This window comes from Mesorhizobium sp. M0045, from assembly GCF_040323385.1.
GTDB lineage: Bacteria > Pseudomonadota > Alphaproteobacteria > Rhizobiales > Rhizobiaceae > Mesorhizobium.
In genome coordinates this window covers 1-15096 of sequence record NZ_JAMYUY010000042.1, presented here as the reverse complement: position 1 = coordinate 15096, position 15096 = coordinate 1, and the positions used below count along the sequence as shown (strand labels likewise).

At 58.9% G+C, this 15096-nt stretch carries 11 protein-coding genes and 5 pseudogenes; 6 read left to right on the top strand and 10 right to left on the bottom strand.

All coding sequences use genetic code 11. The features are described from left to right. The 3 genes from tnpC to tnpA (NKJ72_RS30170) all read right to left on the bottom strand — a co-directional run. On the bottom strand, positions 1 to 1378 hold a 1378-nt coding region (tnpC, locus tag NKJ72_RS30180), incomplete at its 3' end, for an IS66 family transposase (protein ID WP_352480691.1). 69 nt (positions 1379 to 1447) lie between these two features. Beyond that, positions 1448 to 1804: an IS66 family insertion sequence element accessory protein TnpB gene (gene tnpB / locus NKJ72_RS30175; RefSeq protein WP_023709031.1), complete on the bottom strand. Its 357-nt coding sequence runs from the start codon at positions 1802 to 1804 to the stop codon at positions 1448 to 1450. Continuing rightward, the gene (gene tnpA, locus NKJ72_RS30170; RefSeq protein ID WP_352480690.1) at positions 1801 to 2235 is read right to left on the bottom strand and encodes an IS66-like element accessory protein TnpA; all 435 of its coding nucleotides are present in this window, start codon (positions 2233 to 2235) and stop codon (positions 1801 to 1803) included. Before tnpA (NKJ72_RS30170) ends, tnpB (NKJ72_RS30175) begins: the two co-directional genes overlap by 4 nt. Before the next feature lie 88 nt (positions 2236 to 2323). On the opposite strand from tnpA (NKJ72_RS30170), the pseudogene NKJ72_RS30165 reads away from it, so the two are divergent. Next, positions 2324 to 2527 (top strand): annotated as a pseudogene (locus tag NKJ72_RS30165) (IS110 family transposase); the annotation flags it as partial. On the opposite strand, the pseudogene NKJ72_RS30160 reads toward NKJ72_RS30165, so the two are convergent. The 3 genes and pseudogenes from NKJ72_RS30160 to tnpA (NKJ72_RS30150) form a co-directional block, all read right to left on the bottom strand. Beyond that, a pseudogene (locus NKJ72_RS30160) lies at positions 2524 to 2631 on the bottom strand (IS66 family transposase); the annotation flags it as partial. The pseudogenes NKJ72_RS30165 and NKJ72_RS30160 overlap by 4 nt on opposite strands. 99 nt (positions 2632 to 2730) lie before the next feature. Next, on the bottom strand, positions 2731 to 3087 hold the full coding sequence (tnpB, locus tag NKJ72_RS30155) for an IS66 family insertion sequence element accessory protein TnpB (RefSeq protein ID WP_352480689.1): 357 nt from the start codon (positions 3085 to 3087) through the stop codon (positions 2731 to 2733). After that, positions 3084 to 3530: an IS66-like element accessory protein TnpA gene (gene tnpA, locus NKJ72_RS30150; RefSeq protein ID WP_352480688.1), complete on the bottom strand. Its 447-nt coding sequence runs from the start codon at positions 3528 to 3530 to the stop codon at positions 3084 to 3086. Before tnpA (NKJ72_RS30150) ends, tnpB (NKJ72_RS30155) begins: the two co-directional genes overlap by 4 nt. Positions 3531 to 3607: 77 nt before the next feature. Between tnpA (NKJ72_RS30150) and NKJ72_RS30145 the strand changes: the two are divergent. Continuing rightward, positions 3608 to 3836 (top strand): annotated as a pseudogene (locus tag NKJ72_RS30145) (transposase domain-containing protein); the annotation flags it as partial. Between the two features lie 27 nt (positions 3837 to 3863). Here the strand turns inward: NKJ72_RS30145 and NKJ72_RS30140 are convergent. Both NKJ72_RS30140 and NKJ72_RS30135 read right to left on the bottom strand, forming a co-directional pair. Further along, positions 3864 to 4595, bottom strand: a complete 732-nt coding sequence (locus NKJ72_RS30140) for a cysteine hydrolase family protein (RefSeq protein WP_352480687.1) — start codon at positions 4593 to 4595, stop codon at positions 3864 to 3866. Between the two features lie 696 nt (positions 4596 to 5291). Continuing rightward, positions 5292 to 5618 (bottom strand): hypothetical protein, encoded by a 327-nt coding sequence (locus NKJ72_RS30135; RefSeq protein ID WP_352480686.1) that lies wholly within the window; start codon positions 5616 to 5618, stop codon positions 5292 to 5294. 977 nt (positions 5619 to 6595) lie between these two features. Between NKJ72_RS30135 and NKJ72_RS30130 the strand changes: the two are divergent. Continuing rightward, a pseudogene (locus tag NKJ72_RS30130) lies at positions 6596 to 6889 on the top strand (hypothetical protein); the annotation flags it as partial. A 369-nt stretch (positions 6890 to 7258) separates the two neighbouring features. On the opposite strand, the gene NKJ72_RS30125 reads toward NKJ72_RS30130, so the two are convergent. Next, the gene (locus tag NKJ72_RS30125) at positions 7259 to 8344 is read right to left on the bottom strand and encodes an eCIS core domain-containing protein (RefSeq protein WP_352480684.1); all 1086 of its coding nucleotides are present in this window, start codon (positions 8342 to 8344) and stop codon (positions 7259 to 7261) included. A gap of 608 nt (positions 8345 to 8952) precedes the next feature. Between NKJ72_RS30125 and NKJ72_RS30120 the strand changes: the two genes are divergently transcribed. The 3 genes from NKJ72_RS30120 to NKJ72_RS30110 all read left to right on the top strand — a co-directional run bounded on the left by NKJ72_RS30120 (position 8953) and on the right by NKJ72_RS30110 (position 14677). Next, positions 8953 to 11709, top strand: a complete 2757-nt coding sequence (locus tag NKJ72_RS30120; protein ID WP_352480682.1) for a hypothetical protein — start codon at positions 8953 to 8955, stop codon at positions 11707 to 11709. 11 nt (positions 11710 to 11720) lie between these two features. Continuing rightward, positions 11721 to 12722: a hypothetical protein gene (locus NKJ72_RS30115; RefSeq protein WP_352480680.1), complete on the top strand. Its 1002-nt coding sequence runs from the start codon at positions 11721 to 11723 to the stop codon at positions 12720 to 12722. A 767-nt stretch (positions 12723 to 13489) separates the two neighbouring features. Then, positions 13490 to 14677, top strand: a complete 1188-nt coding sequence (locus NKJ72_RS30110; protein WP_352480678.1) for a CBM35 domain-containing protein — start codon at positions 13490 to 13492, stop codon at positions 14675 to 14677. Between the two features lie 4 nt (positions 14678 to 14681). Here the strand turns inward: NKJ72_RS30110 and NKJ72_RS30105 are convergent. Beyond that, positions 14682 to 15096, bottom strand: a pseudogene (locus NKJ72_RS30105) (hypothetical protein); the annotation flags it as partial.

Sequence of the window (15096 nt, the reverse complement as noted above, 5' to 3'; positions counted from 1 at the left end):
CAACGACGACAATCAGGAATCGCTGTTTTCCGCCATTTGAAGAGGGGGTGCATAATGAATCAGTCTTCGCGATCGGGCGGATTGAGCGTTCGACGGTGTTGCTGTCGATCTCGATGCGGCCGTCGTCAAGGAAGCGTGTCAGGCCTTGCCAGCGCGAGAGCGTGTAGCGGATCGCCTCGGCGAGCTTTGTCTTCTGGCTGATCAGGCCGAGCTTCTCGCGTAGCCAGAGTTCAAGATCGGCGACAATGGCACGGCTATTTTCCCGACGTACCGCACGGCGTTCATCGGCCGATCGGCCGCGGATATCATCCTCTATTCTGTAGAGCTCGGCGATCCGTCTCAGCGCCTCGCCGGCGATCGGCGCCGGTCCGGACACGGCCAATTCATAGAACCGCCGGCGAACGTGCGCCCAGCAGAAGGCGAGCGTCACGCCGCTCTTGTCGGCCAGCACACGATAGCCGCCATAGCCGTCGACCTGCAGGATTCCAGTGAAGCCTGCGAGATGAGCGATCGGACGCTCGGCCTTCCGGTCGGGTGCGTAGACATAGGCAACGCCCGGCGGGTCGGCTCCCTGCCATGGCCGATCGTCACGCGCATAGGCCCAGAGCTGCCCGGTCTTGGTCTTGCCTCGGCCGGGATCGAGCACCGGCGCGGTCGTCTCGTCGGCGAAGAGTTTTGGCGAGGACTTCAATTTGCCAAGCAGCCGCTCATGCACCGGACGCAGGTGCCAGGCGGCGCGGCCGACCCAGTCGGCGAGCGTGGAGCGATCGAGATTGATGCCTTGCCGGGCATAGATCTGTGCCTGACGATAGAGCGGCAGGTGATCGGCGTATTTGGAGACCAGGACCTGGGCGACCGTCGCTTCGGTCGGAAGACCACCCTCGATCAGCCGGGCCGGCGCGGCAGCCTGAACGACCACATCCTCACAGGCGCGGCAGGCATATTTTGGTCGCCGCACGACGATCACACGCAGCTGCGCCGGCACGATGTCGAGCCGCTCGCTCACGTCCTCGCCGATGCGATGCAGACCATTGCGGCAGCACGGGCAGGCTTGATCCTCGATGTCGATAACCATCTCCACGCGCGGCAGATGGGGTGGCAGCGCGCCCCGGTTCGCTCGGCGCTTTGCGACACGCGCCTGACGTTCGCCATGAGCGGTCTGTGCCTGCTCTTCCTCACCGGCCGCCTCGATCTGTTCGGCTTCCTCAAGCCCCAGCAGAAGCTGGTCTTCGGGCAGCGTCTCGGCACGCCGGCCGAAGCGGTGGCGCTGCAATTCCTTGATGATTTGGATCAGCCGGGCGTTCTCGACGTCGCGCGCCAGGATCATCGCCTTCAGCGCGTCCGGATCGTCGGGAAGCTGGTCAGCAGTCATCGCCATGACCGGATCAGACCATATTCGCCGACAGCCCGCGACAGCGGAATCCAGGCTGATTCACTTCGTCGCGGGTCAGCCGGCCTGGGCTGGAACGCGGGTCCGGCGCGCCTCATGGACGCGCCGCCAGTCGAGACCTTCGAGTAGCGCCGAGAGCTGCGCGGCCGTCAGCCGCATCATGCCGTCATGTACTTTCGGCCAGCGGAACTCCCCATCCTCCAAACGCTTGGCATAGAGGCAGACCCCGGTGCCGTCCCAGAAGATCAGCTTGATCCGGTCAGTCCGCTTCGCCCGGAAGACGTAGACGGCCCCGCTGAACGGATCGGCCCCCATCGTCTCTCGCACCAGCGCCGCCAGCCCCTCCGCGCCCTTGCGGAAGTCGACCGGCTTCGTCGCCACCATGACCTTGACCGCACCCGTCGGCCCGATCACGACGTCGCCTTCAGCGCGCGGATCACTGCGGCCACCGTCTTGGTATCGGCGCCCCGGCCAACGCGCATCGCGACGCCGTCGATCTCAAGCTCGATCATGCCGGCGTCTCGAGTGGCTTGCCGTTTCCGCTGCTTCGGTGGATGCCTGGCTACAGGCTCCGCCGCCGTCACAACCGCCGGCACGAAGGCAGGAGAATCTTGCTGCACCGAAGCGGCCTGTTTGCGCGCTTCGCGGCGCCAGGCGAAGACCTGCTGCGGCCTGAGGCCATACCGGCGGGCGACCTCGGAAACCACTGCGTTCGGCTCCAGCGTCTCCGCGATGATCCGCGCCTTGTCATCCACCGACCAATGACGCCGACCGCCGGCACCGTTGATCACCTCGAAACGCCGAGGCTGCCGATCCGGGTCAAGCGTAAGGTCAAGTCCAGACACAAGCCGATCTCCGATCCCAATACAGGATCGGCAACCTCACAGATCGCGACCACTCCCGAAAGGTGGTCCCACAACAGCGCTTACTAGCTATCCGCGCAAGAAGAGCTGGACGATGCGTTATCTGGGCTGGCTTCAGGAACAGCGGTTCGATTACCCCGCGCATCAGATCGCCCTCCAGGAGATGGTTGAGGCGGTGCGTGTCTCGAAAGAACGGGTCGAACGGCTGGAGCGTGCAATCGAAGAGTTCGTCCCGGCCTGGTCGCTGGCGCCGATCGTGTGGGCGCTTCAGAGCTGGTCCTCGGGCAGGCTCTCCGCCCTTCGCCCGAAGCGATGGCGCTGCAACTCCTTGATGATTTGGCGGAGCCTCTCATTCTCCGCACGCGCGGCCAGAAGCATCGCCTGAAGCGCATGAGGATCGTCGGGTAGGGCAGCGGCCGCGTCAGTCACGAAGCGGATTCAAGCATGGATTCCAGTGATTTGGCAATAATCCGATGGTCAGCTCGCCGTCGTTGGAACACGCATCTCGCGCGTTTCGTGCACCCGCCGCCAGTCGAGGCCTTCCAGGAGTCCCTGCAACTGTGCCGCCGTCAGTCGCACGACACCATCGGTAATGCCCGGCCAGCAGAACTTGCCATCCTCCAGCCGCTTGGCGAACAAGCATACGCCCGTGCCGTCGAAGTAGACGAGCTTGATCCGGTCGGCCCGCTTGGCCCGGAACACGTAGACCGCGCCCGAGAATGGATCCGCGCCCATCGCCTCGCGCACGAGCGCTGCCAGACCTTCCGCTCCCTTGCGGAAGTCGACCGGCTTCGTCGCCACCATGACCTTGACCGCTCCCGTTGGCCCGATCACGACGTTGCCCTCAGCGCACGGATCACCGCTGCAACCGTCTTCGAATCCGCCCCACGACCCACCCGCATTGCGATGCCGCCGATCTCGAGCTCGATCACACCAGCGTCTCGAGCCGGCTCCCGCTTTCTTGGCTGTGGCCGATGCTTCGCCGCAGGCTTCGGAGGCGCTGCCGTCACCACCGCCGGCACGAACATGGATTCCAATATTGCTGCCTCCCCCATCGGCCGGCGAGCAGCCCGACGCCAAGTGAACAATTGCTGCGGGGAAAGCCCATACCGGCGTGCCACAGCACAAACCGTCTCGCCCGCCTCGTAGCTCTCCGCCACTATCCGGGCCTTCTCCTCCGGCGGCCACTCACGCCGCCGACCCGAACCAGTGAAGATCTCCCGCCGACGGACAGGCTCCTCGTCCCTGGACTTAAGCGTAAACTCTGAAATCGTCATATGTCGAAGCCCTCAAAGGCCTCGAACATCGTCCCTTACATCCACGCGCGAAAGGTGCCGCCGGGACAGCGCTTACCATCGCGCTCAACCGCAAGAACGCGCTCTTCGCCGGCTCCCGACGGCGGTGCCGAACACTGGGCGGTCATTGCGTAGCTAGTCGAAACCTGCAAACTCAATGGCGTCGAGCCACTCGGCTATCTCGCCGACGTCCTCACTAGGATCGTCAACGGCTATCCCAACAGCCGAATCAACGATCTCCTGCCATGGGCCTACGTCACCGCACCCAATCTCAAGGCCGTGATCTGAGTTCGGGTGATACGCGGCCTCGCCAACTCATTCGGCTAGTTCAAGACGCCCCTGAACTCGCTGCTCGATCGCCTTCAGGAAATGGTCGGACGTCGATGTCCATCCAAAGAGTATCTGCACGAGCGTGATCGAGGCATCATGATTGCTCCTAGAGGCGTCCCAGGCGATGGGCTCGCTAGTGCAATCCGTCAGCAGTATACAGTGATAGTCCCTGAAGAAGGCATCCCGAATTGTCGACTCCACACACACGCTGGTCGTGCATCCTGTCACGATGAGGTGTTTGATGCCTGCGGTCTTCAGAACAGAATCGAGTTCGGTCTCGTAGAAACCGCTGAACCGCGTTTTGTAGAGGACGACATCCCCTGCCTTTGGCTTGAGGTCGTCAACGATATCTGTTCCCCAGGTGTCGCGGATCAGAATCCGGCTCTCGCTACCATCCGGGGCTGTCATGCTCTCACCGACCCCAAAGATCTGGAGATGTCGGATACGGTTGGGGGCGTCCGATGTCCCAAGGTCCGAGAGGTCGGAATAATACCCCATCTTCAGATAGACGATGGGCACTCTCAAATTGCGAGCGGCAGCTATTACGCTGGCAGTAGGGTCGACAGCCCGTTGAATGCCGGAGATATCGATTCCGGCTCTGTCGAACATTCCACCTTTGGAGCCGAAGTCATTCTGCATGTCCACGACGAGAACTGCAGCGTTAGCGGGATCAATTGAAATAGGTTGAGGCTTCGCGTCGATGACAAGTGGCTGCATTTTTATCCTCCCACCAGCATGAGGTGTCGCTCTTTGCGCCCTTGGTTATCATGATCCGCCATTGCGATCACCGATTCCCGTGGAAGGGGAAGTGCCATGACCGATCGAGAAGTTAGACTGAGCAGAGGCGAGTTGAAAGCGTTGCGACCCGCTACCTCAACATGGATCATCTGCGCGAGCACAAGAAGGAGAGCCTGAGGACCTTGGCCGCCTGAGCACCGTCATGTGTCCACCGCTCCGCTAAACACGGGGGCTGCGCGGCGGACACGCCGACGTCACCGCAATGCCACGCCATTCTGCAGAACTTGACGCACACAACTCAAGCGTCCTCAGGCCCTCTTGACTATGCTGTATCGCTCGACGGACCGCCTCTGTCGTTGTTGCGCTCCCATGCAGAACTTGGCCCATAGCGCATCCTTTGATTCGGAAGGTAAGGATGCCCCATCAAAGTCTGGGATCAAACATCTAGGACGTGTCAGAGCAGATAATGCCGGTATTTCTGGCCTTGTTGATCGTGTCATCGATGCCCTTGAACAATAGGTCCAACGATAGGTCCATTAAGACCGAGACACTAACGTTTCTACGATCTGCGCTCTGGCGTTAACACCAAGCGAGAGCAGGACTAGATGTTGAGGAGCGATGTGGACAGCTAGGATAGTCTCGTGTGTTATCCGGCGAAACGCACGTTCGAAAGTGTCATACACCCAGTAGCTCGGCCATAAAAATGCAATCCCAATAACTGGAGTGCTGCCATGCCTTGTCTGGGGTGTCCCGCTCCCATTGCCACTGGATGAGAGGCGGTGTCGGAAGGTTATCTGGCGAAGGGCATCTTTCCAACGTTTGTTTCAGAACTTCTTCTCTGCTCTTGCCGGCCAGATAGGAGAAGAAGGCATTGCCATCGTTCTCGTCCTTTCCGGCGAGCCGAGCTGTGATGGACCGAAGGACCTCGTCGTCACCGTTGGTGGCACGCCGCAGGAGGACTTCCACGGCTAAGAGATGCTGGGAGTAGCCGGGCTTGTTCATAGTCGCGCTCCAGTCCGCGAAGAAATCGTGCCACGATTTCCATGACGAGAGATAGCCCCGGAGTCGGCTCCCATCCCGGAGCGGATGCATCCCCTGCTTTTCGTGCATGTATTCAAACGTCCCTGCGAGGGAAGCGGCATCCGCGGGGCGCATGATGCATCCCCAAACCTCCGAACAGAACATTGGAACGCCAGAGATCCAACAACCTTCCTTCCACGGCCACGGCCTCTGAACCCCGCAGGGCGTTAGGCCGTCTAGCCATACCGCCCATCTCGTTGCTCGATCGACATCGCCTGTCTTCACAAGATAGAGCTGCACGCCCAGCGACATGTCCGGCGAAAATGATGCTTCACCACGATCATTGTGTCCGAGGAGCCTGATACGCGGTGATCTAAACCACTGCCCTGTACTCGGGTCCTGTGCGTCGATCACGCCTTGGCACCCTCGTTGGTCCCCGGCGAAACAAAGCAGGCCATTGAACATCGTCATGTCGCCGTCGTCGCACGGCTGGGCCGGATCATTGGTCGATTTCGTCGGGAAGCTAAAATTCCCAGCTTTGCAAAGTGTGGCCTTTGTTTCCCAGAAGGCCTTTCTCTCTCGGAGAAGTTCATCCAGATTGGAGGCCGGTTGCGCTACCCCCGACATCATGAGCAGGCAGAAGCTCCAAAAGGCAACTCGTACGCAGAGAGACGTCATGTTTCACCGCTGAGGAGAAATTGGCAATTGGCCCCGTGCGAGCTCTGATGATATCGGAAGACCGTGATGGTTGCAAATGGCCGGCGATACACTCCTCTAAACGGTTTTCGACAAGCAAAGCGAGGATCTCCTCGCCAAGTAGGGTACCGTTACCGGGAGAGATATCATCGGTCGGCAACGGGTCCATATGCACCCCCGAGCTCTGGAGAGGCAGGCATCCGCGCATCGCGGACCGCTTTCAAGACATCAAAGAGATGGAGCAGGAGGCGGCCATCGAGCGCGCGCAACAGCAGCTGCAAATCATGCTGAAAAGCCCGAAGGTCATCTTCTGCCCGGCCTTTGTCAGCGAGCAGTCGTCACCGACACAGAATGCCACCTGCTGCGGCTACTACAATTATCCCGGCAGCCTCGATTCCGTTGATATGTTTGAGGAGCAGCTTTTGTCCCTTGGCGCGTTGCGCCTGACAAAAATGCCCGATGGCTCCTATGATCGGCCGGATCTCGCACAGGTCGAAGATGTCGGGAAGCAAGGGTCCTACGGCATGTGGGCCGATCCGCGAGTGAAGGCCCAATGAGATTTGCACTCGCCCTTGCGCTCACCGTGGCTGGTGTTGCAACGGCACTTGGCGCGCCGGATGGCTATTTCGACCTGGAGCCGGGGATAACACTGGAAACCGGCGACACCTGGGTTGCCCACGGGCTCCGCTATCGCCTCTTTGTTCCAATCCTGCCTTCGCGGCACCAACTACACCGACTTGAAGGGTCAAAAGGGCATCGCGGATATGTCACGCGCAGATCTGCAAATCGTGATGCGCCGTGCGGCTTTGATCCTCAGAAATGTTGGGGGCGCGCTTCTGGAGCCAGCCACCGCAAACGGGCTCGATTCCATCGCAGCCGAAATGAGAATAAAGCGAAACCGACGGAAGCGCGTAGGCGTTTCATCTTCAGTAAGTACCCGTAGCGGCGGCCCTCTTTAACCCAAGCTTGCCACAGACATATACCTTACGAGCCTCGGCAGAACCCTCCAGGCTACCCACGTTCTTTGGATTGTAGTTTCCACGCTTGGCAGGCTGCACGTACCGTTGTGCAAAACCGTCAACACCTAAGTGGCGATATTGGATAACGTGCTCCAGCTCGTGAGCCCAAGTGCACAGATCGCCCGCGTCGTTTTGGCTGTCAAACACTATCACGTTGTCGAGCGTTATAGCCGACGCGCCGGATTCGAAAGCAAATCGCTGAACGTCCAGAGCGCCACGGCTGCCGACGCGAAATCGAACGCTGTCCAGTACGGCCTTCGGATAAAAAATCCTCAATTTGTCACGAATGTGATTTGGGACTCCTTGTACACCGGCGCGCACTGCTGACTTTCTGCTTTCGTGAATCGCAAATTCTAGAGGTTCGGCTTGAACCATTTCTGCTGATTTCAGGCGTTCACAATCGCCTTTGCGCAATACCTTCCTTGCCTCGCAGATCGGATCATTCCCGTGCTGAATGCAGTGGCCTGTGAATGGAGCTCGCAGTAAGCATGCACGGCAACTTCCAGTTTGACGACACTCGCGATGCTTACCTACCCCGCCGGAGAGCTTTGCAAAAAAATAGTTTTCGGGAAGCGTACCCAGTTCGACATCCAGACCGACCAAACTGTCGATTGAGCTGAATTGTTCCCGCCCGCCGCGAACGCGCGCACACAAGTATTCCGTTTTGCCGCTTTTACGAACAGTGCTGATCTTAAAGCCTGGAGTACCTTTCCATGCGCACAATGTGGAGTTACCAACACAATATTTTGTCTTACCGCCCCCCGGCGTTGCATTGGGTCCTAAAGAGCAATCGCCGGATTTGCAATCTGTGTCCGTCTTGCACGCCTGTCCGTTTCCGCTGAGAGCGGCAGCTTCAGTGGATTGCGCGACACTCGAGCCCCAAACGAATAAAACGCAATAGAAAAAAGCCTTTAGGTTCCCGCGCACGCGTTCAGAGACCTGCATTTTGACGGTTAGGGATGTCGTGAATTGGGTATTGTGCTGGGCAGCCATTTAGACGTCCTCCCCTGTTACAGGCACGTTAGCGTAAATTAGCTGATACTAACATTCACTTTTCGCTCCTAAGGCCGCCAATTGCTCATTCGTCCCTCTGGACACCCGTCGCTCCCATCTGATCTCGACAAGGCGGCGGAAACGGATGGTCTCCAGTTCCTGCCCGACAGGATAGAACAGTTCCAATCTCATCGATTCGTTTCGACCGCACTTTTCACAACGGACCTTTGCCCGGCCAGACCGGCGCCGGAATCCTAACGATGGATGAAAACTGACCTTGCCCCTCTGGACATCCCAGGTACTGCCCACATTCAGATATGGCGGTGCGGAGCCATGTGACGCCAAGCGCTGATGCGTAGGAGGAGGAACAATATAAGTTCACACTCTTGGCCGAGCCGGTGATAGATGGCTTCGGTCGTTGGAGTGGGCGTCTTTTCAAGCATTCTGCATTAGCGGGCATCGACGATCTCACCCTTTCGTTGATGACGTCGACGCCTATTCATGCTAAATCAGACTTGGGAATTTGCAACGGGCCAATTCCGATTGATGTCGAGTGTTAGGATTGTCGCGCACGCATCTAGAGCGCCGTTGCAGATTAGGGGAGAGGGATGTTTGACCGCCGCGACTTCCTTGCTGGTGGTGCTGCAGTTTTAACAGGATGTCTTGTCGGTCGACCGGTCCTCGCAAAAGGACTTATCGACGCCTATCGAACCGAGCCCACCGGTCAAGGCACCTCCGACGGACCCGGTATCGCGGAACTCTGGGAGTTGGACCGGCGCATCTACATCCAGAATCTTTCTAACGACCGGTTGACTAGCTTTCGCATTATCGGGGACATCGTCGAGTTGTCCGACAGCCTTTTCCCGTCGCTCGCGCGGCCCGAGGGCGGAATCCTCAGCGGCAAGGTTCACCTTGTCGTCGAGGCGCGCGAGCTAATCATCGACATGCCGATCCGGCTCGACGACGGAATTCTGATCGCATCGGCGGAGAGGGTGATCCTCGGTCCAAGTGGCCGGATCAGCTTCACCGAACCGGGAGAGTCGTTCGCCCAGCGCCTCGAGATACGGGCCCGCGAGATATCGCTCAAAGGCGGACGCCAGCTCCCATTCGAATTTAGATTAGAGCCGAGCCGCCGATCGGTCATGTTCGCCGCGCAGCGCTTTGTCGGCAGGGACGGAGCCCCGGCTGAGGTGCAAGACGCTTCCTTCGATCTCGTTAGAAGAGCTTCTCTTAGCTATCGAGTCGACGGCCTAGCGAACGGCGCGGGCGGCAGCCCGATTGTGATGGTAGACTCGGACGGCTCTGAGTTCCTGCGAGCAATTGCAACGGCTAGGTGGCCAGATGCCACCGCCCTGAAGCTGCGGACGTTTTTCGCGCGCGAGCCGTACAATGCAGACGTCCAGGAATTCGTGATAGGCCGAATTGCCGCCTTCGAGGAGGTCTTTCAGACCCAGCAATCAAGCGTCGCCGAGATTGCGGCAAGCGATCTGCTCACGGCAATCAGCGCCCGCACCGACACATTCGGTCTCCTCCAAAGCGACGTTCCCATGACCTCGCTCGACGAGAGACTCTCTAGGTTCTCTTCCCTGCTCGAGCGTGAGTTCGGCAACGGCGGAACCGCCGGCGAGGCGGCGGCCTGGGATGTGATCGCTGTCGCGGCTTCGCGGTCTGGGAAGATTGATGTCTCCGCCGTCGCCGCGGCCGCGGAGGAGCTCCAGGCCAAATCCCGCGAGATCTCCGAAATCGACGGCGAGAGGCGCAGCATTGAGCAAAACCTGACTGCGATAGAGGACGAGATTTCCGCGCTAAACAGCCGTATCAGGTTGCAAGAGAATTTCGTCAAGCAGCAGATCGAGGCGAAGGCCTACAAGAACCCCAACGACAATCTGTCAAGGGGCGCCCAGGTCATCGCCGCGGTGGGGAGCGTGGCCTTTCCAGCCGCCGCTCCATTCCTTGTCGTAGCCTCGGCGGCGATCACGGCAATCGACGCGGTGAACAGGAACGACGGCGACCTTCTATCGAAGGCCACCGATGTCGCCGGCGTCATCCAGAACCATGTCACGATCCTCAACCATGCTCGGGAGGTCCGCGCGCAATGGAACAAAGCTAGCGAGGGCTTCAGTGTCGCCAAGAAATACGCCTTCAGCAAGAACGATCTCACCGATGCCGAGAAGAAGGCCTTCGAGGAATGGAAGAGTTCGGTCCAGAAAATGAAGGACGAGGCGAAAGCGCTCTACGAGATCCTCTCCAAGCAGGCGCCTGCGGCCGAGATCAATTTCGACGATGACAACATCCGGACCGACCCCGCGCTTGTTGCCCTGTTTGAGGAGCGCAACGCAAAAGTAAAGAAGCAGACGGTGGAGCTCGAGCGCTTGGCGGTCGCGCTCAACAACTTCGAGGAAACTACGGCCGCAGCTCTCAAGGCGACGGCACTTCTCGCCGAACTGCAGAAGCTGGATCTAACCAACGACATCGCGAACGGCCGGGCGATGCAACTCGCGGACTGGGTCCGGACCAGCTCCGCACGTGAGTTCGCGCGCGAGGCGATACTTCTGCGCCGCATCGTTGAATATGCTACCGGCAAACCCTTGGTGCTGCCTCCGGACGTCTTGGCGTTTCCCGAGGGCGACGATGCGGAGCAGGCTACGTTCGTCATGAAAGAGCCGGGCCTCCTCGAGGAAGTGCTCAATACTCGACGCCGGGAACGCTTCGCCCAATCCTCGCTGATTCTCAGCGCCGCCGAACGGGCACACAAAGCGGCAGTGGACATCGCATCTTGGAACATTCCCGTTCCAATTTCCTTTTCCGCGCACATCTCCACGAACTTCGGGGACGAGGTCTTGCAGGCCCAAAAACGGAACTTCATCTCAGTCCTGAACCGGCTCCTCGGCGACGCAATCCGCACGGGCGCTCCCTCTCAGCCGGCACCCATCCCCTTCACGCCGGGCGTTATCGGCGCGACGGAGAACGCGGTTCTAGCCGGCCTGAACATCTCCGAGCTGACCTTTAAATCTGGGCGGGAACCAAACAGCGATTTCATACTCGTCGTGCAGCACCCGAGGATCGGCGAGATCCGTCGCAACGGCAAGACCACCGTCTACAGTGATGCTGCGGCAGGTGAGCTTGGAAAATCAGAGCTCGTCCTGCCACCGTCGGAGAAACGGTTCTCGCTGCCGCGCGATGTCCACAGCGACTGGAAGGCGGACCTCTCTCAAGACGCCCTCCTGTCTAACGTGCTGAACTTCAACCTGCCATTGCTCGCGCCCTACGGCGTCCGCTTCGAGGTCGCGAACGCTAATGACTGGTCGGAGGCCCCGGAAATCGAGAGCATTCGTATCGACTTCATCACCATGAATCCGAGGTAAGGAGGACGCGCATGAACCACGTGCCTGCGATCGCAGCCGTGCTCGTTACTTGGCTATTCGCGACCCCACTTGCAGCAAGGGACATCCTATTCGCCGATTTATTCGCAAACGTGGTGGACGATGAGATTGTTGTAGAAACGAACCCGGGCGACGTCTTGGTGTTCGACGGGGGAAGTTTTTCCGCACGAGGCCGGCCGCTCACGGTGATCGCAGAGACGATTCGTGTTGACGCCCCGAGCCTTATCCTGTCGCACGACCTTGCTTCTGCACCAGTGCCGATCGAGGGAAGGGCCGACCAAGGCGCGAAGGGATTGAACGGCGGCTCCTGGGGGTGCAGGCAGGAGAAGATAAAGCTTTTAAGTATCACTAGCATCACCATAAAAGTCTGCAACCTGGAGGGTGAGCAAGGCGGGACAGGGATCGTTGGCGCTTCCGGAACGCCTGGTGCCGCGGGTGCTCCGATTGACATACGCACCAAGCGCGTTGTGGGTAGTTCGTTACTCGTCGTCGCCGGCAACGGACAAAAGGGCGGCACCGGACAACAGGGCGGACAGGGCGGGACCGGTGGGGCCGGAACCAACGGCCAGAACAGAGCCGGTGACGTATTCTGCCAGAACCAGAACCACCGGCTTGATGGGTCACGGGGCGGCCTGGGTGGAACCGGGGGAACTGGCGGCTCCGGCGGCCCCGGCGGCGCGGGGTCTACCATCCATGTCGCCGAGGCGCCCGGGGCTAGTCTGTCAAAGCTAGGTTTCGACGAAGCCTATAGTCTCATAGCCGCCGCCGTAGCCGGCGATCTCAAGATTGAAAACGATCTGAGGCTCATCGCCTTCTCAATCGGTGGCCCCGGCGGGGACGGAGGACCTGGTGGTCCCCGAGGGGATGGAGGACAAGGTGGTGGCGGTGGCAAGAATTCGCATTGCGGGGGTGGCGGCCAACCTGGACTGCCAGGGGGGGAAGGCTCAATCGGACCGATTGGCAAAACAGGGCCGATTGGCAACCCCGCACATTAGACGGATCAGGGATATCATCGCTTCAACAAATGAATCCAAATTCGTCGGCTCTGAAGTAGTTCTGCCCTTGGCCCGGATCTCCCCGCGGGCGGCTAACTCTTGTGCGCAGCGAGATTGTCGAGGACGCCGACATGGCCTTTGCCAGCGTCGGAGCAAGCTTAGTTTCGCATAGGCCTCGAAGATGCGCCGGCCTCATCGACGCGTCAACGACGATACAAGGCGGTAAGCCCATGAGAGCGCAGCCCGACAACTTGCGGCGGAAGTGGGCGAGCATTGCGGTTCAGGCCGTCGAGACGATCTGTGAAACCGAAAGCTGACTGGATGCGGGCCCAGCGAACCGCATCCTACTCAATGCGAATCGGGTCGACTACGAGTTCTGCGTGAAGAAGGTCGCCTGTGTTCGACGATCCGTGCCGCTGAAGAATGCGCTAGATTGGGGTGGCTATGATACCACCAATGCCAGAAGTCTGCGCGACTCGCGCTTCGTTCCAGAGTGAAGTACCAAGGCGCAACGAGACACCGGCGCCTCGAACGTCGGAGGACGGCACAAAGACCTCGACAAGGACCATGCGCAACGTCTCATCGTCCTTGAACACGCGACCGTCAATTGCGAGCCCGCTTGCCGGCCAGATCGAGGGCGATCGTAGCGTCTGTGCGAACGTGGAGGCAGCAGGGGCGTCGGCAGGGTCAATCGGAGATCGGACTTGTGAATCATAAAAAAGGGCGTATACAATACTATTCCCTCAAAATAGTGGAAGGGTCCCGCAATGGCCATCCGCATCGTAAACCTGACAGTCATACCGGCTGTCATTGCCCTTTTGATTGCAGTTGTACTATCCCCCAGACCTGCATCAGCGTGCAAGCCTTTCCAATTCGATTGTGATCTCAGGGAAGCCGGTAGAAAACTAAACACAGCGGTTATTAAGGGTAGTCACGACGTAAACAGAGAATTTTCAAAAGGCTTTAACCAGGCTAGAACTGACCTGTCAAATGGCTTGGATCACATTGACCCGCGTATTACCCAACTTGGGCGCGACTTTGATACTTGGCGCCGTAATTTTATAGCGTATGTGATTAGTGGGCCAACGCTAGAGGTATGGCTCCGGCGGTCGCGAAACGATGCGATACATGGCTCCCGTCCAATCCCCAAAGACGTGCGTCAGGCTATGAAAGGATGGTACTCGGGCGCCCTTATGAATGGCGTCGGCTATAAAATCGGGCAGGGCGGTGAGCTTAATCTTGCGCACGGCTCTCTCACCTACGGAGATGCCAAGGCGATAACCCTTATTGATGTCATCGTGTTCAAAAACGCAGATATAGCTAAAGACATGTCGATCTGGGCGCACGAGCTCCACCATGTTAGCCAGTTCAACGACTGGGGCCTCCATAGCTTCGCGGTGCAATATGCTCGAAGCGTCAACAGTGTCGAGAACCCCGCCTATGAGGTTCAGGCTCGCTATGCTGCAGCTTATGACCCAACGACGAACACAGCACCTCTCGCCAAATCCCCCGCGAAACCTGTTCCGACGCCGGTCTCTGACATGGATCGGCTGCCTATCATATTAAAGATGACCCAAGCTACCAGTCTTGAAGGATCAGAGGTCGGCGGTGGGTTAGCTGCGAATTATGGGAAGGATGTGTTACATAACATGCCCCCGTACGGTAATGATCGACCCAATGCAGCCAACTTTAATTTTCGCGTGCCAGTGGCTGGGCGATACGAATTAAACATTGAATATGCTGCTGCGCAGTCACGTCCGGTATCTATTATCATAAATGGACAAACAGTTGCTGGCGTCGCTCTGTCTGACACAACAGGAGGATGGGAAATTGATCAGCAAACGTGGCATGATTTATTCGGGGTCAATCTGAACGCCGGCCAAAACACTATCCGAATAGAAAGGCCCCATGTGTTCCCTCACATTCGCACAATAGCGTTTCAACCCATAAGCTGACCCCTCAGGCGCGGCATTCCTTGATCGCCCAGCCTTGAGAGCCGCACAGCATGGGCTGCTCATCCTCGATGACATGGCGGTCGATGACCCGCCGTTTCCTCCGCGCCCGTGACGACCTATACGCTGAGCGTTTTGGAAAATTCCCTATTTTTGTTTTCTGGCACGTCTGAAGTGTTGTCCCGGCTCCTGCCGCTGGGCAGGGTTCAATCCCTCGCTGTTTCCTCTCCCGCTGGACCTCGATCTCCTCCGGTTCCTTGTGATCGATCTTGGCCGTCTCGATATCAGCCTCACCAACAGCGCGAAGCAATTCGTCCAGCTTGACGTGCAGCGCAAGTGCGGATTCCGACGTGAAGCCGGCCGCCATTCCGATCAAACACCGGCCACCATTCCGGTATGAAGCCGGCCACCATTCCAACCAA